At 54.1% G+C, this 19,451-nt stretch carries 14 protein-coding genes and 1 tRNA gene; 10 read left to right on the plus strand and 5 right to left on the minus strand.

Annotated elements, in window-relative coordinates; genetic code table 11:
- The first annotated feature begins 154 nt into the window (after window positions 1–154).
- The 6 genes from ABD931_RS09000 (at window position 155) to ABD931_RS09025 (ending at window position 7,595) form a co-directional block, all read left to right on the plus strand.
- Complete coding sequence (locus ABD931_RS09000; RefSeq protein ID WP_345266160.1) at window positions 155–1,501, plus strand: NAD(P)/FAD-dependent oxidoreductase; 1,347 nt, start codon at window positions 155–157, stop codon at window positions 1,499–1,501.
- 78 nt (window positions 1,502–1,579) lie between these two features.
- A complete protein-coding gene (locus tag ABD931_RS09005) occupies window positions 1,580–3,688 on the plus strand; it encodes a S46 family peptidase (RefSeq protein WP_345266162.1) in 2,109 nt (702 codons plus the stop codon).
- Between the two features lie 97 nt (window positions 3,689–3,785).
- Window positions 3,786–6,044: a S9 family peptidase gene (locus ABD931_RS09010; RefSeq protein ID WP_345266164.1), complete on the plus strand. Its 2,259-nt coding sequence runs from the start codon at window positions 3,786–3,788 to the stop codon at window positions 6,042–6,044.
- A 106-nt stretch (window positions 6,045–6,150) separates the two neighbouring features.
- Window positions 6,151–6,831 carry an NUDIX hydrolase gene (locus ABD931_RS09015; protein ID WP_345266166.1) on the plus strand — a complete coding sequence of 227 codons (681 nt, stop codon included), beginning with the start codon at window positions 6,151–6,153 and terminating at the stop codon, window positions 6,829–6,831.
- 197 nt (window positions 6,832–7,028) lie between these two features.
- Window positions 7,029–7,100 (plus strand) — tRNA-Arg (locus ABD931_RS09020).
- 102 nt (window positions 7,101–7,202) lie between these two features.
- On the plus strand, window positions 7,203–7,595 hold the full coding sequence (locus ABD931_RS09025) for a response regulator (protein ID WP_345266168.1): 393 nt from the start codon (window positions 7,203–7,205) through the stop codon (window positions 7,593–7,595).
- A gap of 3 nt (window positions 7,596–7,598) precedes the next feature.
- Here ABD931_RS09025 and ABD931_RS09030 read toward each other — a convergent pair whose 3' ends face one another.
- Together ABD931_RS09030 and ABD931_RS09035 are read right to left on the minus strand one after the other, a co-directional pair.
- Window positions 7,599–7,820 carry a hypothetical protein gene (locus tag ABD931_RS09030; protein WP_345266170.1) on the minus strand — a complete coding sequence of 74 codons (222 nt, stop codon included), beginning with the start codon at window positions 7,818–7,820 and terminating at the stop codon, window positions 7,599–7,601.
- 96 nt (window positions 7,821–7,916) lie between these two features.
- Window positions 7,917–9,221 (minus strand): cryptochrome/photolyase family protein, encoded by a 1,305-nt coding sequence (locus ABD931_RS09035; protein ID WP_345266172.1) that lies wholly within the window; start codon window positions 9,219–9,221, stop codon window positions 7,917–7,919.
- Window positions 9,222–9,356: 135 nt separating this feature from the next.
- On the opposite strand from ABD931_RS09035, the gene ABD931_RS09040 reads away from it, so the two are divergent.
- Window positions 9,357–10,496 (plus strand): sugar phosphate isomerase/epimerase family protein, encoded by a 1,140-nt coding sequence (locus ABD931_RS09040; protein WP_345266174.1) that lies wholly within the window; start codon window positions 9,357–9,359, stop codon window positions 10,494–10,496.
- Window positions 10,497–10,518: 22 nt separating this feature from the next.
- Here the strand turns inward: ABD931_RS09040 and ABD931_RS09045 are convergent, their stop codons facing one another.
- Window positions 10,519–11,112 carry a hypothetical protein gene (locus tag ABD931_RS09045; protein WP_345266176.1) on the minus strand — a complete coding sequence of 198 codons (594 nt, stop codon included), beginning with the start codon at window positions 11,110–11,112 and terminating at the stop codon, window positions 10,519–10,521.
- A 199-nt stretch (window positions 11,113–11,311) separates the two neighbouring features.
- Entirely contained in the window at window positions 11,312–13,042 is a 1,731-nt protein-coding gene (locus tag ABD931_RS09050) for a tetratricopeptide repeat protein (RefSeq protein ID WP_345266178.1), read from the minus strand.
- Between the two features lie 173 nt (window positions 13,043–13,215).
- On the opposite strand from ABD931_RS09050, the gene ABD931_RS09055 reads away from it, so the two are divergent.
- The 3 genes from ABD931_RS09055 to ABD931_RS09065 all read left to right on the plus strand — a co-directional run bounded on the left by ABD931_RS09055 (window position 13,216) and on the right by ABD931_RS09065 (window position 17,705).
- Entirely contained in the window at window positions 13,216–13,947 is a 732-nt protein-coding gene (locus ABD931_RS09055; RefSeq protein ID WP_345266180.1) for an SIMPL domain-containing protein, read from the plus strand.
- Between the two features lie 284 nt (window positions 13,948–14,231).
- Window positions 14,232–15,122 (plus strand): OmpA/MotB family protein, encoded by an 891-nt coding sequence (locus ABD931_RS09060; protein ID WP_345266182.1) that lies wholly within the window; start codon window positions 14,232–14,234, stop codon window positions 15,120–15,122.
- 159 nt (window positions 15,123–15,281) lie between these two features.
- On the plus strand, window positions 15,282–17,705 hold the full coding sequence (locus tag ABD931_RS09065) for a zinc-dependent metalloprotease (protein WP_345266184.1): 2,424 nt from the start codon (window positions 15,282–15,284) through the stop codon (window positions 17,703–17,705).
- A 9-nt stretch (window positions 17,706–17,714) separates the two neighbouring features.
- Here ABD931_RS09065 and ABD931_RS09070 read toward each other — a convergent pair whose 3' ends face one another.
- Window positions 17,715–19,451, minus strand: coding sequence for a T9SS type B sorting domain-containing protein (locus tag ABD931_RS09070; RefSeq protein ID WP_345266186.1), 1,737 nt, complete (start codon window positions 19,449–19,451; stop codon window positions 17,715–17,717).

Below are 19,451 nucleotides of genomic sequence, written 5' to 3' on the forward strand. Positions count from 1 at the left end.
CGGAGTAAGCCTTCAGGACATAGGACCGTAAGTAATTCCTTTAGCCATTTTCAGATTTTTGGGGTTATAGTAGTAAACAAATCCATCGAAATCAGGTAAATACTTAAGCCGGCTGCAAGTCGGCGCTACCTGACTATAATCTCAATGGCTTCCTATGTTAAAGTTTGAAAATCTTTCCCTGAATATACCGGATACGACCAAGCCGCGGGTAGTCATCATCGGCGGAGGGTTTGGGGGTATCAACCTCGCCAAAAACCTCGACAATAAAGCGTTCCAGATCGTGATGTTCGACAAGCAGAACTACCACGGTTTCTGGCCGCTGCTCTACCAGGTGGCTACCGCCGGGCTGGAGCCCGACGCCATTGCCGAGCCGCTGCGGAAGATGTTCGATGAAGATTACGAGGATTTCCACTTCCGGCTCGTTCGGGTCACGGGCGTCAATCCGCAGGCCAAAACGGTGGTAACGCTTATCGGCGAACTCAAATACGATTACCTGGTCATTGCCACGGGCACTAAAGCTAATTTCTTCGGCAATGAGCAGGTACAAAAATATTCGTTTCCGCTTAAAACCATTCCCGAAGCGCTTAACCTCCGCAGCCAACTGCTGCAATCGTTCGAGCAGGCTAGTATTACCAGAGATCCGGATATCCGGCAGGCCCTGCTCAACTTTGTGATTGTGGGCGCGGGACCTACGGGCGTGGAACTGGCCGGGTCGCTGGCCGAAATGCGCAAACACGTGCTGCCGGGCGATTATCCGGGACTGGACTTCAGCAAAATGAATATCTACCTGGTGGAGGGCCTCGACCGGGTGCTGCCGCCTATGTCGCCGGAGGCTAGTCAGAAGACGTACAAGTACCTCACAGACATGGGTATCAACATGAAGCTCAATACCCTGGTGGAAACGTACGATGGCGAGGTGGTTACGCTTAAGGGTGGTGAGCAGATCCGCTCCCATACGGTAATCTGGGCGGCCGGGGTAACCGGGGCACTCATCGACGGATTACCAAACGAGGTGATAGCGCGGGGTGGCCGGGTGATGGTGAATCGCTTCAACCAAATTGAAGGGTTCCCTGATATTTACGCCATCGGCGACATTGCGCTGATGAAAACCGATAAGTTTCCCAACGGCCATCCGGGCGTAGCGCAGCCGGCTATTCAGCAGGGCCGGTTGCTGGCCAAAAACCTGAACCGGACCATTCGGGGCGAAAAAATGGAGGAGTTCGAGTACTTCGACAAAGGGTCGCTGGCCATTATCGGGCGCAGTCGGGCGGTAGCCGACCTGCCTGGTAACCGGCACATAGGCGGATTCTTTGCCTGGGTAATCTGGCTGGTGGTTCACATTTACTACCTCATCGGGTTCCGGAGCAAGCTGATCGTACTGAGTAACTGGATGTATCGACTCTTTACCTATGAGCGCGGCACCCGGCTCATCATCCGGCCGTTTGTCCGGCCGGGCGATAAAGAGGCTCAGGAGTTCATGCTGAAGAACGAGATGGGGTAAGCCTGTTCGTTCATATAAGGGAAACGCTTACCTTTACCGGATTGGTGTCTTACTATCCTTTTGCCTGTTTTAACCTGTATGAATCAACATCTGATTGATAAAAAAAGGCTGACCGGGGCCTTGTTCCTCACCCTGCTGGTTGCGGCCGCCCAGGGTCAGCAAGCCACGCTGAATCCGGATACCGTCAAAGCCGGGCGCTTCGACCTGGGTAAGATGTGGACCTTCGATAATCCGCCGAAGGAGTATTTCCGCCAGACCTATAATTTCAGCCCCGACGATAAGTGGTTTGAGGAAGTGCGGCTGGCCTCTCTGCGCTTTGCCGATTACTGCTCGGCCTCGTTTGTGTCGCCTGGCGGCCTGGTGATGACCAACCATCACTGTGCCCGCGAATCGGGGGTAGCGGTGCAGCGCAAGGGTGAGGACCTGGTCAACAAAGGCTTTTTTGCCAAAACCGGGGCCGAAGAACGCAAGGTGCCGGGCCTGTTTGTCGATCAACTGGTGCGTATTGAAGACATTACCAGCCGGGTGCAGTCGGCCATCAGTGCGAATACCTCCGAGCAGGCACAGTTGCAGGCCCGTGAACAGGCGTTTGACGATATAAAAAAGGAATACCAGACCCGCGAAGGCTGGAAAGGGCTGGAACTGCAAACCATTTCATTTTACAACGGGGGTCGATACTCGCTGTACGGCTTTAAGCGGTATACCGATGTGCGGCTGGTGTTTATGCCCGAACTGCAGCTCGGCTTTTTCGGGGGCGACCCGGATAACTTCACCTATCCGCGTTACTCACTGGATTGCTCTTTCTTCCGGGTGTATGATAACGGCAAGCCGTTGCAAACCACACATTATTTTAAATTCAACCCCAACGGCATTCGCGACGGCGAACCGGTATTTGTGACGGGTAACCCTGGCAATACCGAGCGGCTGAAAACCACGGCGGAACTGGAATACGACCGGGATTATCGGATGCCGTATATTCTGCAACTGCTCCGCAACCGTTCCAGTGCCCTTCAGGCTTACAATGCTACCGTCAAAAGCGACAGTATCCAGAATGAAATTTTCAGCTTCGAGAACAGCTATAAAGCATACAACGGGCAACTTGCCGGTTTGCGTGACCCGTACCTGCTGGCCCGTAAATCGGCTTTTGAAAAGCAGTTTCAGGCCGATGCCCGCAGCAAAGGGATAGATGCCGCGCGGCTGACGGTTTGGGAGTACCTGACCTCCAACACGCTGCAGTTGCGGAAGCTGTTCAATGACAATACGTATCTGGCACCGAACCCATTGGCGCAGGGCGAGGTTCTTGCCTTTGCATATTTACTGGCCTTGTACGGCGACGCCATCAATGGACAGCCGCAAATGGCCGATCGTATCCGGACCATGCTGGAGCCGCCCGTGGTAAAATCCCGGTCGCTGGAGGAGGCTTACCTGGCTGCGCACCTGAGCGAGGTGCAGACGGCTTTAGGTAATGATGACCCGTATGTGAAAGCAGCCCTGGGCGGGCGCTCACCCAAAGAAGCGGCCTCGTACCTGTTGTCGCAAACAAAACTGACCAACCCCGCCTTCGTCAACGACCTGATCACTAAAGGCGCAATGGCCATCACCACCTCCAACGACCCGATGCTGGAGGTGGCCCGGCAGGCCGTGAAACGGTATCAGACAGCCAGCGGCAGCGCCCGGCAAATCAGCGCCCGGCAGGAGGTCTTACGGCAGCAACTCGGCCGACTACTGTACGATGTCTATGGAACCAGCTTCCCGCCCGATGCTACGTTCTCGCTGCGGATCAACGATGGCGTGGTGAAAAGCTACCCCTACAACGGCACCATAGCGCCTATCATGACCACGTATGCCGGCTTGTATGACCGGTATTACTCCTTCAACGGGAAAGCTCCCTGGTCGTTGCCGGCACGCTGGAAAAACCCGCCCATGGCCCTGCTACGGGAGCCGATGTGTTTTATCTCTACCAACGACATCATCGGTGGTAACTCCGGTAGCCCAATCATCAACAAAAACCGGGAAGCGGTAGGCTTAGCCTTTGACGGAAATATTGAAAGCCTGCCCGGTTCATTCATCTTCGTGCCCGAACTAAACCGGTGTATCTCTGTCCATACCGGCGGCATTATTGCGGCCATGCGGCATATCTACAAGGCCGACCGGTTAATTACGGAACTGGTGGGAGCTCCCAGGTAGCCCATGGGAAATAGCCTTTTGAAGCAAAGCCGGACCGACAGTCTGTCCGGCTTTTTTGTGTACCTTCATGGCTTGTTTTATCACTCGAAAAACCTGCATGAAGAAATTGCTGCTGATTGGCGTGGCGCTGTGGCTGGTCAATCCGGTTGCTCAGGCGCAGACCGCCAAACCGAACGATAATCCCCGCGCTATTGTCGCTACCGATCTGACCCGCATCAAACAGGCCGGTGCCGTGGCCGTATCGCCCGACGGGCAGCGGGCCGTGTACACCCTGACCATCATCGAACCAAAAGACGGTGAAGCGTTCGAGTACGATTACCGCACTCACATTTACCTGCTCGACCTGAAGCCGGGGGCTACCCCGAAAGCCCTGACCCGAGGCAGCGAGAGCGCCCGTCAGCCGGTATGGTCGCCGGACGGGAAATCAATTGCGTTTGTCCGCACGGTGAAAGGCAAGCCGCAAATCTTTGTCATGCCGCTGGATGGGGGCGAAGCCTGGCAACTCACCAGCGGCAAATACGGGGCCGGTAACCCGCGCTGGTCGCCCGATGGCACAAAGCTGGTGTACAGCGCCGATTTGAGCCTGTCGGACATGCTGAAAGACTCCGTGCTGAATCCGGGCAAGCGGCTGCCGTCGTGGTCGCTGGAGAAGCCGGGCTTTGCTACCAACAGCTTTATTACCCCCGATAAATCGGTGAAGCCGAATCCGGACGGCACGCTGGCCGAAATCCGGGCGTACCTGAACAAAGATGTGGAAGACAAAAAAGCAAAAGTCGTAAACCGGCTCGACTTCCAGGGCGAATCGACCACCGAGCCGGAGCTGCAATTTGCACATCTGTACGTGATTGAGGTTCGGGAAGGCGCTGCGGCCAGACCACTGACCCGTGGCTATCAGTCTTACCAGGGAGCCGAATGGAGAGGCAACAACGGCCTGCTGGCGGTAACCGAGCGCGATACGCTGAAGCACCCCGACCGGGAGCAGGAGAATCAGATTATCTGGCTGGCCGCCGACGGCTCCGGCAAGCGCACTACCGTTCTGGCCCAGGCCGGGCGCAGCTATTTTGCCCCCACAATCTCGCCGGATGGTCGTCAACTGGCGCTGCTGACCAGCACGCCGGGCAGTGTAGGTTTCCCGCAACTGGCACTTGCCACGCTGAACGGTACTACTGCTTCGGCTCCGCAGATCGTCGCGTTCGACCGGTCGGCCGGTAGTGTAAAGTGGGCTCCGGTAACGCCGGTAATAGCTAAAGGTAAAAAGGTTCCTGTAGCGGGCAATATGCTGTATTTTACGGCTCCTGCCAACGGCGGCTTTCCGCTATACCGGCTAGACGGCAATACGCTACAGGTAACGCAGCTATCGGATTTTAACAGTGGCATCGGCAGCTTTGGTATCTCAACAGATAAAGTGGTTTTTGCCAAAACGGAAGTGGCTAATCCGTCGGAGGTCTATGTAGCACCCATAGGCATGACAACCGCTACCTTCGCCAATGCCACCAGACTCACCAGTCATAACGACTGGGTAACCACCAAAGTGCTGAGCCAGCCCGAAAAGCGCACCTACCGCAACGCAAAAGGGCAGACCGTGGAGTACTGGATCATGAAACCCGCTTTTGCCGAAGCCGGTAAGAAATACCCCCTGCTGGTGCAGATGCACGGTGGGCCGACTGCCATGTGGGGGCCGGGTGAACCCTCCATGTGGCATGAGCTTCAGTTCTTTTGCTCGCAGGGCTATGGTGTTGTCTACGCCAATCCGCGGGGCTCGGGCGGTTACGGGCAGGATTTCCAGAAAGCCAACTACCAGGACTGGGGCACCGGCCCGGCCGAAGACGTACTGGCGGCTGCCACTGATGCTGCCAAAGAAGCCTGGGCCGATACCAGCCGGCAGGTAATTACCGGAGGCTCCTATGCGGGCTACCTGACCGCCTGGATTGTGGCCCATGACAACCGCTTCAAAGCGGCCTTTTCGCAGCGGGGGGTGTACGACCTGACTACGTTTATGGGTGAGGGCAATGCCTGGCGACTGGTGCCGAACTACTTCGGCGGCTACCCCTGGCAGAAAGACATTCAGTCGGTACTGGATGCCAACTCCCCGCTGACCTTTGTGGACAAAATCCGGACGCCCCTGCTCATCAAACACGGCGAAAACGACCTCCGGACGGGCGTTATCCAGAGCGAAATGCTCTACAAAAGCCTGAAAGTGCTGGGGCGGCCCGTCGAATACGTCCGGATGCCCGGCGCTACGCACGAGCTGAGCCGCTCGGGCAACGTGCGTCAGCGCATCGACCGGACACTGCGGATTTATGAATTTTTTGAACGCTATGTAGGACAGTCACCGGTACGGCTCACGGAAAAGTAAAACCAGAAAGCTCTATCCGGAGTTTAACGGCTTGTTGGCACCACATTGGTAGCTATGCCGGCAAGCCGTTCTTCTTAACGGCAGCCTTACAGACATACATGCAGCTATGACAAAAAAGCAGGAAGCCCTTACCGACGCCCACAAATTTAAATTCTGGCAGCAACAATTGGCCATAAACGGAATAAAACTCAACGAGGTGCAGGAGCAGTATGTCCGTCGCCGGCACAACGGCGAAGTGCTCTTTGCCCTGCTCACGATTGATGCCGATACGCCGGAGGGCGACAAAATACCGCCCGTTGTTTTCCTGAAAGGCCATGCCGTATCGGTGCTGGTGGTGCTGATCGACAACGACACACGAGAGAAATTTGTGGTACTGGTGCGGCAGCGACGCGTCTGCGACGGCTCGCACACCTACGAGCACCCGGCCGGCATGGTGGACGTCGACGATGAACCCGCCGAGGTAGGTGCCCGCGAGGTAGGCGAGGAGATTGGCCTGGCAGTAACCCCCGGTGATCTGGTTAAACTGAATAATCGGCTGTGGTATCCCAGCACCGGTGCCAGTGACGAGGCTATGCACTACTTCTTTGTGGAAAAAGAGCTGTCCCGCGCCGAGATTATGAGCTTCCACCACCGGAACATGGGCGTGGCCTCCGAGTTTGAACGGATTACCACCGTAGTGGCTACGCTGCCCGAAGCGCATAAACTGGTGAATAATGTGAACGGGCTGCTGATTCACTTTCTGTACCTGAAATCGGTAGGGGACTTTGAGACGATGCGGTTACTGTAGGGCGTTAAGAATGAAGAGTTACGCGTTATGAGTGATACGCTGGTATACAGACTGGGCCGCCGATCTGTAAGACGATAGTAAAAGGCTATAAGACGCTGGAACGATGACAAAGGCACTTTTTTCGGGAAAGTAGCTTGCGATTTGTTGAATAGTCCATTATATTTGCATCCCAATTCAGCCGTAAGGCTTTCGGAAATGCGCTCGTAGTTCAATGGATAGAATTTCAGATTCCGGTTCTGAAGATAGGGGTTCGACTCCCTTCGAGCGCACAAATTAAGAAAAGAGCCCGTTAATTATTAATTAGTTAACGGGTTTACTTTTGTCCGGGAGACGGTTTGCCTGGGGAAAGGCACTTCTAACCAGCTATATCAATGAGAAGAGATTCTGAGGTTTTCATTGTTGATGATGATGAGGACGATCGTTTGTTCATTGAGGAAACTATCTCCCGTAACTGTACAAACTGTAAGCTCCGGTCCTTTGAGGATGGCGGGGCGTTTCTTCGTCAGGTAAGTCAGGCCGGTATACGTCCTACACTGATTGTTCTTGATCTGAACATGCCGGGTATCGATGGGTTTGAGGTGCTAACCAGTCTGAAGGCTAATCAGGCGATGAAAGATGTACCGGTTATCATCTTTACTACCTCATCAAACGATCTTGATAAAGACCGGGCGAATACCCTGGGAGCCGCACTGTTTATTACCAAGCCTCAGCGGTTCTCCGAATACAACAACATCTTTCAGAAATACGCGGAACGGTTTAACTGAGCGTTACTTGTTCACCTGAACCGGAGCCTCCGGCAGCGAGGCTATGGAATAACCAGCCTCTACCAGCACCAGCGCATTGGCCAGCGAAACTACCCAGTAGTTGCCGCTGTTGCTATGCACCACTACGTTACCCGTTTTGTGAGCCTGCACAACCGCATCGACCAAACTGGTCTGCTGATTCTGCAAACCTTCGTTGATAGCTCGTACCAGGAAGAGATCGTTCATATATCAGGGCGGATGGGGTATCTTACAAATGTATCTACTCTGCTGGTATACCCCTAGATTACTTTATGCAATGGTCCTTCTTTTTACAGACCATTCTTAGGGCCTGAGGCCTTTTCGGTAGGTTTCAATGGCCCGCTCACGGGCAAAGGTATGGTTTACCATCGGAACTGGGTAGTTGAGGCTGTTCAGTTCCGGAACCCACTTCCGGATATAGTCGCCTTTGGGGTCGAATTTCTGCGCCTGTAGCGTCGGGTTGAATACCCGGAAATAGGGGGCGGCATCAGTACCCGATCCGGCCGCCCATTGCCAGCCGCCGTTATTAGCCGAGAGGTCGTAGTCGCGGAGCTTTTTCCCGAAATAGGCTTCACCCCAGCTCCAGTGAATGAGCAGGTGCTTGCAGAGAAAGCTGGCCGTAATCATCCGGACCCGGTTGTGCATCCATCCCGTTGCGTTCAACTGCCGCATACCGGCATCCACAATGGGGTAGCCGGTTTCACCGGCGCACCAGCGTTCAAACTCAGCTTCGTTGTTTCGCCAGGATATGTTGTCGTACTCGCGCCGGAACGAGTGCCGCTCTACGTGCGGGAAGTAGTGCAGCACCTGAAAGTAAAAATCGCGCCAGCAGAGTTCGTTCAGAAAGGTGGGGCTGGTGGCCTGTGCCTGCCGGGCCAGGTCGCGGATGCTGATGGTGCCGAACCGCAGGTGAATACCCAGTTCGCTGGTGCCGGTGCGGGCAGGATAGTCCCGCATTTTCTGGTAGGCCAGCAGCAAGTCTTCATCAACGGTTGGCTTGGGGAAAGACTCACCGAGTGGTTCGAAGCCCATCTCCTGCAATGTCGGCATCGGCAAGGGCACGGCTTTGTAAAAACTGGCAAAGTACCGCTCCGTGGGGTACGATTTCAGGTAGAAGTCATTCAGTTGTTCGTGCCAGCGCCGGCTGTAGGGCGTAAAAACGGTATAGGGTGTTTTGCCGCCGGTAAGCACTTCGTCGCGGTCAAAGATCGCCTGATCTTTAGCGGTATGGAAGCCGATTCCGCGTTCCTGCAGCAGATTGCGAATAACGATGTCGCGCTCTTTAGCATAGATTTCATAGTCGTGGTTGGTAAATACCTCCACCACCGGATACTCAGCCAGCACGTCCTTCCAGACATCTACCGGCCGACCATAGCGTACCAGCATGGGAACGCCCATCTGGGCCAACTGCTCCCGCAACCAAACAATCTGCTGGTAAATAAACTCGACCCGGCGGTCGCGCCGGTCTTCCAGCGGGTCCAGAATCAACCGGTCAAAAATAAAGAGCGGAATAACCGGGTGGCCACGTTTAAGGGCATAATACAAAGCGGCATTATCGTGTAGGCGTAAATCCCGGCGCAGCCAGACAATAGAAACAGACGATGACATGCAAAAATGTTTTCTGCGCAACAGCCTGTTAAGGAGTTTGGTTTGAAGTTTGAGATTTGAGGTTTGAAGTTGCCGGCGCTTGATTAACTTCAAACCTCAAACTTCAAACCTCAAACTTCAAACCTCAAACCACCCATGTCTGCCCTAAACAACCCTATCTGGGTGATGAGCTCGGCTTTTCCCCAATTGACACTAAGCGAAGTCATTGAAAAAACTCGTAAAATTGGCGCTCAGGGAATCGACCTGTGTGTGTTCCGGCGCGACGGTACCCGCAGCGACCATATTGCCACCCACCTGAACTACGAATCCTTTTCGCTGGATGACGCCAAACGACTGCTGGAAACCTTTAATGCGAATAACCTGCGGCTGTCCATCGGCGCTTTCGAGAACCTGATTGGGGGTGATCCGGGGCAGCGCCGGAAAAACCAGGACCATTTGCTCCGGCTTATCCGGATGGCGCACCTGCTGGGGGGCGATCAGAACGATGTGAAAGTGGGTACTTTTGTCGGCTATAACCACGAGTTGGGTAATCAGGACGGTGGTTTTCAGAAGAATCTCGAGGAGTATGCCCGCGTGTTTGGCCCCATCATCAGATACGCCGAAGACCTGGGGGTAACCATCCTGTACGAAAACTGCCCGATGGAGGGCTGGCGACCGACCACCTATACGGGTACGTTCAACAACCTGACCGGGGTGCTGGCGGCCCGGAAGCTGATGTATCAGCTCATTCCCAGCCCAAACCACGGCGAAATCTACGACCCTTCGCATGATGTCTGGCAGCATACCAATCCGGTAGACGTAATCCGGGAGACGGATATGAGCCGGCTGAAGCGTATCCACGTTAAGGCAACCCGTAATTTGCAGAACACCGCCCGGACGTACTGGGGCGGTATGTATGCTATGCAAACCGTGAATGAAGAGCTGGCCAAACGGGCCGGAGTGCCACTGCCGGCGCACGAGTGGGCACGGATGAATTACGAATGCCTGATGCCTGGCTTCGGCGGCTCCGACAATCACGACTGGCGGGCGTTCTGCGATGTGCTGCGCGAGCGGGGCTTTGCGGGTCCCTACGAGATGGAAAACGAAGCTGACCTCTCCAAGGGTACCGGCAACATGGCCGCCATTGTGCAGGGTTTCAAAGCGACCACTCTGTTTCTGGCCCCGATGCTGTGGCCGCTCTGCGAAGACGGCTACCAGTACGACCAGAAAGCCCACATTCCGCTGAAGGAAACCGCCACCCAAGATATACCCGTAACAACCATGGACAGCCTGTGACCGGCGGCAACGCGACAACTCGTTACAGTTCTTTGATGGATATAGTCACATCGTGGGGGGCTGGTTCGTCACCCCCAAAATACGGATAAAGCCTGTAACGCTGCTGAGTGGCGGTTTCGCTGCACCCGCGCGGTATTTCCACGGTTTTGTTCCTGAGCCGGAATACATATTTGCTGCCGACAATGGCAAGCTGGTAGGTGTTGGTTTCGTTCAGGTTAACCGTCCCGATTTCCTGCGCAATCACCTTGCTGTTCTGGTAGCAGTAGGCGTAAATGCGCAGGGCGTTGCCGGTCCAGTTCCAGCCGAACCGGGCGCTGTTGGTCTGGTGGTGGGTGTTGCAATCGGAGAAACCGTACAATTTATTTATATCGCCCTGGTTGCCGGGCTCGCGGCTTTGATACATAGCCGATTCATTGAAAGTGGCCTCAAACGTCAGCGTAGTTTTGCTGGTAAAGCGCAGCGCATCCTGCTGCGAAAAATGCTGACCCGCCTTAATCTGATACACGACGAGTGAATTTGAATTGACCGGTGCGGTGCGCTCGTCAACCGAAACCATCCGGCACGACAATGACCCCAGTAAAACACCGACTGAAAACAGATACAGGAAAAATTTCATCGGGCAACCCATTGACTGTTTATCAAAGCTAAGGCAATTATCTGATAAACGGCAACTCTGCTATTTGCGTATACAGCGTTTTCGGCGCTGTATACGCAAATCAGACAATGAACTTTGCCAAAAAAGAACAAGGCTCCCTTAAGGGAGCCCGTTACTTGTCTTTACGCATTACTAATACTACAATTATCCAACCACTCACTCATCGGCTCGACGCCGTCTTGACGCCGGCTGCGTTTTGGCCGGTCGTTGCAAGCTTGTTTTTATCAATAAATTCCAGGAGTTGTTTAGCGGTTTTGTGTTCCGGGTCAAACTCCAGGGTCTTATTGAAGTAATCTACTGCCTTGTTGTACTCTTTATCCTGATATGCCTGATAGCCCAGGAATCCGTACGCTTCCGTCAGATCTTTTTCCAGGGTTTTATCGGCAGTTCGGAGCGAATCGGTATCAGACGCTTCGGCAAAGGCCTGATAAAATTCTACGGCCCGCTGGTTGGCACTATCGTCGGGCATGTAGCGGTTGATGCGTGCCCGCCAGAGCAGCCCCCGTGTATAGGCTGGATTGACTTCGTAGAGTTTGGCAAACGAAGAGTCGGCCAGGCCGGTAAGGGTACTGTCTTTGTTGATTGTAAAGCCGAAGTAGGCGCTCCGCCCTACGTTATAGTAGTCCTGGCTGACCGGTTTTTTGTTGTTGGCTTCTTTCCATTCGATGCCTTGCTGATACGCCCGGGCTGCGTTGTTATACTGCTTCAGCTTGCTATAATAGATGCCGGCAATATCATCATACAGGTTTTCGGTGGTATCGGCCGTAGCTTTGGTCAGGTACACAATGGCCAGGGAGTCATTACCCTCTCCATCTATGTTGGCATAGGCCCGGCCGAGGGCGGCATAATCCATGGTGAACTGCTCATCTTCCGGAGTCGTTTTGATGAGTTCCTCCATGAGTTGTTTAGCCTCATCGTACTTCTTGTAATCGTCGGTTACGTAGGCGTAGGCATACATCCGCCGAACGGGGTTACTATCCTTCAACTGCGGATTGTCTTTGATCCGGTCGAGGTACGCTATCATGTTCGGATAATCTTTAGCCAGAAACGCCATCTTGGTATACTGAAAGGTGTCGTCAAAGTTTTCCTCGGAGTTATCCACCACCTTTTTATAGTTGTACGCTGCCGAGCGGTAATTGCGGCCCAGGAAGTACAGATCCCCCAGCTGATCGTAAGCCGGTGTATAGGTTGAATCTATGCTGAGGGCTTTCAGGAAATTATCGCGGGCAACCGGATAGTTTTTACCGTTCTTAAAGATCCGGCCGATTTGCGTCAGGGCATAAACATTCTGGGCGTCGAGTTGCAGGGCCGATTCATAGGCTGACACGGCATCGCCCCCTTTGTTGAGATGTTGCATGGCATCGCCTTTCACGATATAATAACCCGGCTTTTTCTCGACTTTGCTATCGTCCAGCACTTTATTAATCAACCGAAGGGCTTCCTGCGGATTGCGGTGGCTGGAGTCAGCTATTACATACATCTGGGCCATGCGGTACAGCCAGTCCGGATTTTTTCGTTTTGCCCGTTTCTCTACCTCGGCAAAAATGTCGCCGGCTTTACCGGTTTCGCCCCGCATCAGGGCCACACCACCCAGACCAATTTGGTTCAGGTAACTCTTTTTGTCTTCCATAGACGCGCCTTTTTCAAAAGCGGCCTGGGCTTTGTCGGGCTGATTAGCTTTCAGGTAATACTGCCCGAGGAAAAAATAGGATTCAGGAGAAGGTTGCTGCTGCGCTGCCTGCTGTAGGGTTTGTTCGGCTTGCTTGGGCCGCTTTGCTTCCAGGTCCGTCATCGCCTGTCGGGTGGTCTGATTCGGGGTCTGGGCGCTGACGGTGGTCAGACTCAGACAGGTGAGACCAGCCACAATCAACGTGTTAAAGAGCGTTCTCATACGATTTATAATTAGTTTGTTATATTTGATCTGTTAGAACTAGATCTGTTAGGGTCACTGCAAATAGCCTCGTACTTCTGAGAGGCTACTTAACAACTAATTAGAATTTCATAAGAATTGTGCAGGCGCTGCGTTACCTTGCAACAGGATCAACAGAAATCTTCACTCCATGTATGCGTTTATTTCTACTAGTCGTAGGGTTATTGATGGTGCTCCAGGTAAGTGCCCAACCCGGTGCCGTTACTGCCGATTTACCCATTAACCGGATTGTTGTTTTGGGCGATGCCCGGTTTGAATTGCCTGCTGATCAGGTGCAGGTCTCGGTTATGTTGCGTTATACCGACCCTACCGATGCCCGTAAAGCATACAACGCCCATAAGGCGGCTGAGCAAAAGCTGATACAGGTGCTGCGCGACTTTCGCATTGATGAAAAAGACATTACCTACACCCTGCTCAACGTCCGTAAGAATGTTGATTATTATCCACAGCCGGGTCAGCGCCGGGAGGAGGTTGTTACCGAGCAGCAGATTATCTTTAAACTCAATGATCTGAAGCGATATGCCGACCTGCAGCTAGCGCTGATCGGAGCAGGTTTCAACCAGTTTAGTGCGGCATTTGGCTCTTCCAAAGCCGAAGAGAGCAAAGTAAAAGCCCTGGAAAAAGCCATTGAGGTAGCCCGCGAAAAGGCAACCATAATGGCCCGGTCGGCGGGCCGGACACTTGGGGGAGTATTGAGCGTTCGGGATACGGAAGAAACTGACCCGGTGCTGCAGCGCCGGTATGTCGATACTTCTGTCAGGGTCGGGTATGGTTCAGAAAAAGCCAGTGTCGATGCCGGGCTGCTGGACATCCCACAGAAAATAATTATTCCGGCGCAGGTTAAGGTTACGTTTGAGCTGAGGTGAGCAGCTGGGTGCTGGATTAGTGAGCAGGTATTTAGTTTATTTGAGCCGCTGATACTGAAGTGGTTAACGATTATTAGTTGAAAAAAGGCTGACTGATTCATCTGTTTTTCTTCTAATGAATTTCTAAGGATTTATAACTTGTTGATAATTAAGTAGTTTTCTATAGGAAGATAGGGATTGAAACAAATTAAAATTGATTCGGTTAACATTGTGTCGTAATTTTGATGCCGGAAAATAAAATTTGACATTAAAAATAATTTTTAACCTTAGCCCACTCCAAACGAATGAGACAATTCATGTTTGCGTTGGTTGCCGTCACGATACTATCATCGTGTGCGAGTAAAAAGAAGTTCGTTCAGTTGCAGTCGCAGTACGCTGAATTACAGGCGTCACGCGATAAGGCTGTTGCTGACCTGAATGATTGTGACAAACGAATTACGGCTTTACAAGCGAACCTGAACAGCAAAGAAAATGACCTTCAGGGCAGGCTGAAGCAGGTAGAAGACCTACAGGCGCAGTTGGATTATCTGAAAAAGACCAACACTAACCTGCTCGACCGTATGTCTGAGCTGTCGATCATTAGCAAAACAGGTGCCGAGAGCATTCGTAAATCGCTGGAGACGCTGAACGATCAAAGCAAATACATCAGCAACCTCAACAGCACTATGCAGCGTAAAGACTCGCTGAACCTGGCGCTGGTGATGAGCCTGAAGCGTTCGCTGAGCGATGTAAATGACGAGGATGTACAGGTTGAAGTGAAGAAAGGCGTTGTGTACGTGTCTCTGTCGGATCGGATGCTGTTCCGTTCGGGTAGCTACGAAGTGCTGAGCCCGGCTGAGGCTGTGCTGGGTAAAATTGCCCGAGTGGTAAATGACCACAAAGAACTGGATATTCTGGTAGAAGGTCATACCGACGTGGTACCCATCTCCACTAATTTCCTGAAAGACAACTGGGACCTGAGCGTAATGCGGGCTACGTCGGTGGTCCGTCTGCTGCAAACCAAGTTTGGCGTTAGCCCGGATCGGATGACGGCTGGTGGTCGTTCGGAGTATATCCCGAAAGAAACCAATGCTACACCGGCCGGTCGGAAGATCAACCGGCGGACAGAGATTATCATTCTGCCGAAACTGGATCAGTTCTTCAACCTGCTGGCCAAAGGTCAGGCGGGGAACTAATAAGTTTGAGGTTTGAGCCGGGCGGCCGTTGCCGTTTAAGGTTATCAAATCTTTATTGAGAATAATATAGCTGGGCCGCCCCGTATTAACGGGGCGGCTTTGTTGTTTTAGGGCAGATTTGGAAAAAATCAGTATGTTTAGGGAATCGTACCTTGTTTTATGATGAAGAAATTGTACCTACTCCTTAGCTTATTGGGTTTTCTGGGTAAAGCCCACGCGCAAACGCCAACTATTGCTGTATTTACGACCGGCATGGACAAACAGCCGGGTTACCTGCCCTTTTACTGGGATGCCAAAAAAGGCAAAGTCTACCTCGAAATTGATAAATTCGAAACCGAACTGCTCTATTACCCGTCGTTGGCGTCGGGCATCGGCTCCAACGATATTGGCCTGGACCGGGGGCGGCTGGGTAACGAACACGTGGTGAAGTTTCAGCGTAGCGGCCCTAAAGTGCTGATGGTGGAGCCTAATTACCAGTACCGGGCCATCAGTACCGATCCGCTCGAACGCCGGGCCGTTGAAGAATCCTTTGCGCAGTCGGTGCATTGGGGGTTTGAGGTAGCGGCCGAAGAAGCCAATCATGTACTGGTCGACCTGACGCCCTTTCTGATGCAGGATGCCGTAGGGGCGGTACAGGCTATCAGCCAGACCCGGCAGGGTAGCTTCCGGGTCGATCCGAGCCGCTGCGCCATGTACCTGCCCAATACTAAAAATTTTCCGCAGAACACTGAGCTGGAAGTAACCATTACCCTCACCGGCGATAGCCCCGGCGGTTACCTGCGTTCTGTAGTGCCCACGGCCAATGCCGTCACCATGCGGCAGCACCATTCCTTTGTGCAACTGCCCGATGCCGGCTACAAACCCCGCGAATTCGATCCCCGCATCGGCTACCTGGGTATCGAGTACTTCGATTATGCGACGCCGGTGAGCCAGCCCATCATGAAGCGGTACATTGCCCGGCACCGGCTGGAAAAGAAAGACCCCTCGGCTGCGGTGAGCGAAGCCGTAAAGCCTATTGTGTACTACCTGGACCCCGGCACGCCGGAGCCTATCCGATCGGCGCTGCTGGAAGGTGCCGCCTGGTGGAACCAGGCCTTTGAAGCTGCCGGCTACCGCAACGCCTTTCAGGTGAAGCTGCTGCCGCCCGATGCCGATCCGATGGATATTCGTTATAACGTAATTCAGTGGGTACACCGCTCTACCCGTGGCTGGTCGTACGGCGCATCCATTATTGACCCGCGTACCGGCGAAATCCTCAAAGGCAAAGTAACGCTGGGCTCGCTGCGGGTCCGGCAGGATTACCTGATTGCGCAGGGGCTGGTCGGGAATTTTGAGTCGGACACCGCGCATGTGGGCGAGATGATGCAGATGTCGCTCGACCGGCTGCGGCAACTGGCCGCCCATGAAGTAGGCCATACGCTGGGTTTGCCGCACAACTACGTAGCCAGTACGCAGAACCAGGCATCGGTGATGGATTACCCGCATATGGTGGCCAAACTGAAGGGCGGCCGTATCGACCTGTCGGATGCGTACACCAAAGAGATTGGCGAGTACGACAAATGGAGCATTCGGTACGGCTACCAGGAATTCCCGAAAGGCACCGACGAAAAAAAGGAGCTGAACCGGATTGTGCAGCAGATGCACGCCAAAGGCCTGACGTTCCTGACCGATCAGGATGCCCGGCCGGAAGGCAGTGCCTCGCCCACCACGCACTTATGGGACAATGGCGCTAATGCCGTGGAGGAGCTTCAGCGCGTTATAGCTGTTCGGTCGGCCGTTTTCCGCAACTTTACCGAGAAGAAGATTCCGGCCGGTACGCCCATGACCACGCTGGAAGAGGTGTTTGTGCCCATGTACATGTTTCACCGGTATCAGACCGAAGCGGCCGCCAAAGTGCTGGGGGGCGTCAACTACTCCTTTGCCCTGCGAGGGGATGGCCAGCCGGTGCTGTCGCCGGTACCGGCCGCCGAGCAGAAGAAAGCCCTGAATGCGCTCCTGGCTACCCTGAATCCATCCTTTCTGGCCGTACCGGATGCCGTGCTAAAGCTGATTCCGCCCCGTGCGTATCGCTACGACCCAAACCCGCGCGAGGTGTTTAAGCGGCATACCGGTCTGGTATTCGACGCGATGGCACCCGCCGAGGTGGCGGCCGGTATGGCACTGCGGCTGATGCTGAACCCGGAACGGGGTGCCCGGCTGGTGCAACAGAAACTGTTCAGTCCCAATCAGCTCGGCCTTAGCGAGGTAATCGACGAACTCGTCAAACAAACCTATACCCCATCCGGTCCGAATTACGAGGGCGAAATCAGCCGCCTGGTGCAACGTAAGGTTGTAGAACAGCTCATTCAACTGGCGGTAGATAAAAACGCCGACGGCGCGGTACGGGCCGCAGCCCACAACGGCATTATGAAGATCAAAGGTTTGCCGACGGTACCGGCCAACTCCTTCACCGCCTGGCTGATCCGGCAGTATGAGCAAAATCCCGATCAGGTGCCGCTGACTACCCCGCAGACTGCCCCCGACGGCCAGCCGATTGACCCCGGTCAGGAGTGGCTGCAGCCGGATTGCGACTGGACCCGATAGCAAGCCTTATTATCGAACCAGCAGGACCGAACCCTGGTGCTTGCTGGTTCGGCCGTTCTCGTACTCCACTTCGAGCCTGAACGCGTAGCTGCCGGCACCGGCATGTTGCCCCTGGTAGCGGCCGTCCCAGCCAAAGCCGGGTTCCGAGGCCGGAAACGCCGTTTGCCGGAAAACAACCTCGCCCCAGCGGTCATAAATCACAAAGTCTTTGATCTGGCGGATACAGGGGGTGCCAATAACATAGAAAATATCGTTTACCCCGTCGCCGTTTGGCGTAAAAGCGTCTGGCGCAAAAAAGATACAGGTGCCCACCGACACCAGCACCGAGGCTGTCCGCCGGCAGTTTAGTTCAGGATTAACGGCCGTCAGGGTGTAACGTGTTGTTTCATCCGGTTTTACCCAGATAGCTGGGCAGGTGGGGCAGGGGAGACCCGGCGGAGACAACCAGGTGTACTGATACGCCCCCGTAGGCAGCACCACGGCTTTGAGCTGTACGCTATCACCGGGCCGGATAAACACGTCCGGACTAAGCGTCATATCCATTTTCTGGACTGTCAGCGTGGTGGTGACAAGGCTGTCGCAGAGCGGTGGCCTGCGGCTCAGCCGGGTGTCGTAGGTACCGGTCGTTTTGTACACCGTGGTGCCCACGGTGTAGCTTTCGCCTTCGCAGATGGTCCAGCTGTGGGCACTCCGGGCCAAAGGTTTTACGGTGATGGTCGTTCGGACCAGGCTATCGCATACGTTTGGCCCCCGTTTGATGCGGGTCAGGTAGGTGCCGGCTTTGCGGTAAGTAGAGTCGCCGATGGTATAACCATCGCCCTCGCAGATAGAAACCGTCTGATGGGGGGGCTCACCGGGCGTCTCAAAACGAACCGTATGGTCCATTTGGTAGTCGCAGCCGTCGTCCAGGCTGGAAAACGGCTTTACTTTGACCCAGTATTTATCGCCTTGTTTCGGTTTGATGCTGATGGTGGGGGTAGTGGCCCCGGTACTCCACCGGTACGAGGCAAAACCGTCCGGGGCCTTCAACGTCATGGTCTGATCGTAGGCCAGACAATATAACTCCTGTTTGATTTCGGATTTCAGGCACTGTGCATCAAAGTAGGCATAGCCGAAATGGCGTCGTTCCGTACAGCCGTTGGCGGTCACTTCTACGGTTACGGTCTGGCCGATGTAGTTGCGCAGGTCAACGGCTCCGATGGTCCAGTTGCGGTAGCGGATGTCGTCCTGGGCGTTAAAGCCGGGAATGGTGCCGGTGGCTTTCACTTCGTAGAAACTACAGGAGGCAATGGTACCGCTTTGGTTGCTGATCTTGATACCGAAGCCGGGCTGCTGCTGAATCTGGTGGTTGGGGTTTTGCAGAATAACGGCAAACTGATACTGGAAGAGGGTGTTATCGGCCGTTACGACAAAGGACGTTTTGATCCGGTCGAACCGCGACCCCCGCGTTACGTTGCCGATCCGGATGGAGTAGTTACTGCCGGGGGCTACCATAGGAATAGCAGCACCGATGATTTTCGGGTCGTTGCCGTCGCTGATGCGGGTGAGCATATGCCCATTCTCGAAAATGCCCGGTGTTTCATCCTGGTATAAGGTCTGAGTACCGGCATTTATTACCACGCCGTTGGTGAGTGTCCAGCCATTTAAGGAGCCGTTCTCAAAACCAATATTGCTGCAGGTTGCCTGACCAACCGCCAGGTTCGTACTGATGATAAACAGGCATACCAGCGTACACAGTTTTTTCAT

The sequence above is a fragment of the Nibrella viscosa genome, assembly GCF_039541875.1.
In the GTDB taxonomy this organism is placed as follows: Bacteria; Bacteroidota; Bacteroidia; order Cytophagales; family Spirosomataceae; genus Nibrella; species Nibrella viscosa.

Bases quoted from the DNA above. Each gene is read 5' to 3' on its own strand.
- ABD931_RS09000 (WP_345266160.1), top strand. From the start codon at position 155: ATGTTAAAGTTTGAAAATCTTTCCCTGAATATACCGGATACGACCAAG.
- ABD931_RS09005 (WP_345266162.1), top strand. From the start codon at position 1,580: ATGAATCAACATCTGATTGATAAAAAAAGGCTGACCGGGGCCTTGTTC.
- ABD931_RS09010 (WP_345266164.1), top strand. From the start codon at position 3,786: ATGAAGAAATTGCTGCTGATTGGCGTGGCGCTGTGGCTGGTCAATCCG.
- ABD931_RS09015 (WP_345266166.1), top strand. From the start codon at position 6,151: ATGACAAAAAAGCAGGAAGCCCTTACCGACGCCCACAAATTTAAATTC.
- ABD931_RS09025 (WP_345266168.1), top strand. From the start codon at position 7,203: ATGAGAAGAGATTCTGAGGTTTTCATTGTTGATGATGATGAGGACGAT.
- ABD931_RS09030 (WP_345266170.1), bottom strand. From the start codon at position 7,820: ATGAACGATCTCTTCCTGGTACGAGCTATCAACGAAGGTTTGCAGAAT.
- ABD931_RS09035 (WP_345266172.1), bottom strand. From the start codon at position 9,221: ATGTCATCGTCTGTTTCTATTGTCTGGCTGCGCCGGGATTTACGCCTA.
- ABD931_RS09040 (WP_345266174.1), top strand. From the start codon at position 9,357: ATGTCTGCCCTAAACAACCCTATCTGGGTGATGAGCTCGGCTTTTCCC.
- ABD931_RS09045 (WP_345266176.1), bottom strand. From the start codon at position 11,112: ATGAAATTTTTCCTGTATCTGTTTTCAGTCGGTGTTTTACTGGGGTCA.
- ABD931_RS09050 (WP_345266178.1), bottom strand. From the start codon at position 13,042: ATGAGAACGCTCTTTAACACGTTGATTGTGGCTGGTCTCACCTGTCTG.
- ABD931_RS09055 (WP_345266180.1), top strand. From the start codon at position 13,216: ATGCGTTTATTTCTACTAGTCGTAGGGTTATTGATGGTGCTCCAGGTA.
- ABD931_RS09060 (WP_345266182.1), top strand. From the start codon at position 14,232: ATGAGACAATTCATGTTTGCGTTGGTTGCCGTCACGATACTATCATCG.
- ABD931_RS09065 (WP_345266184.1), top strand. From the start codon at position 15,282: ATGATGAAGAAATTGTACCTACTCCTTAGCTTATTGGGTTTTCTGGGT.
- ABD931_RS09070 (WP_345266186.1), bottom strand. From the start codon at position 19,451: ATGAAAAAACTGTGTACGCTGGTATGCCTGTTTATCATCAGTACGAAC.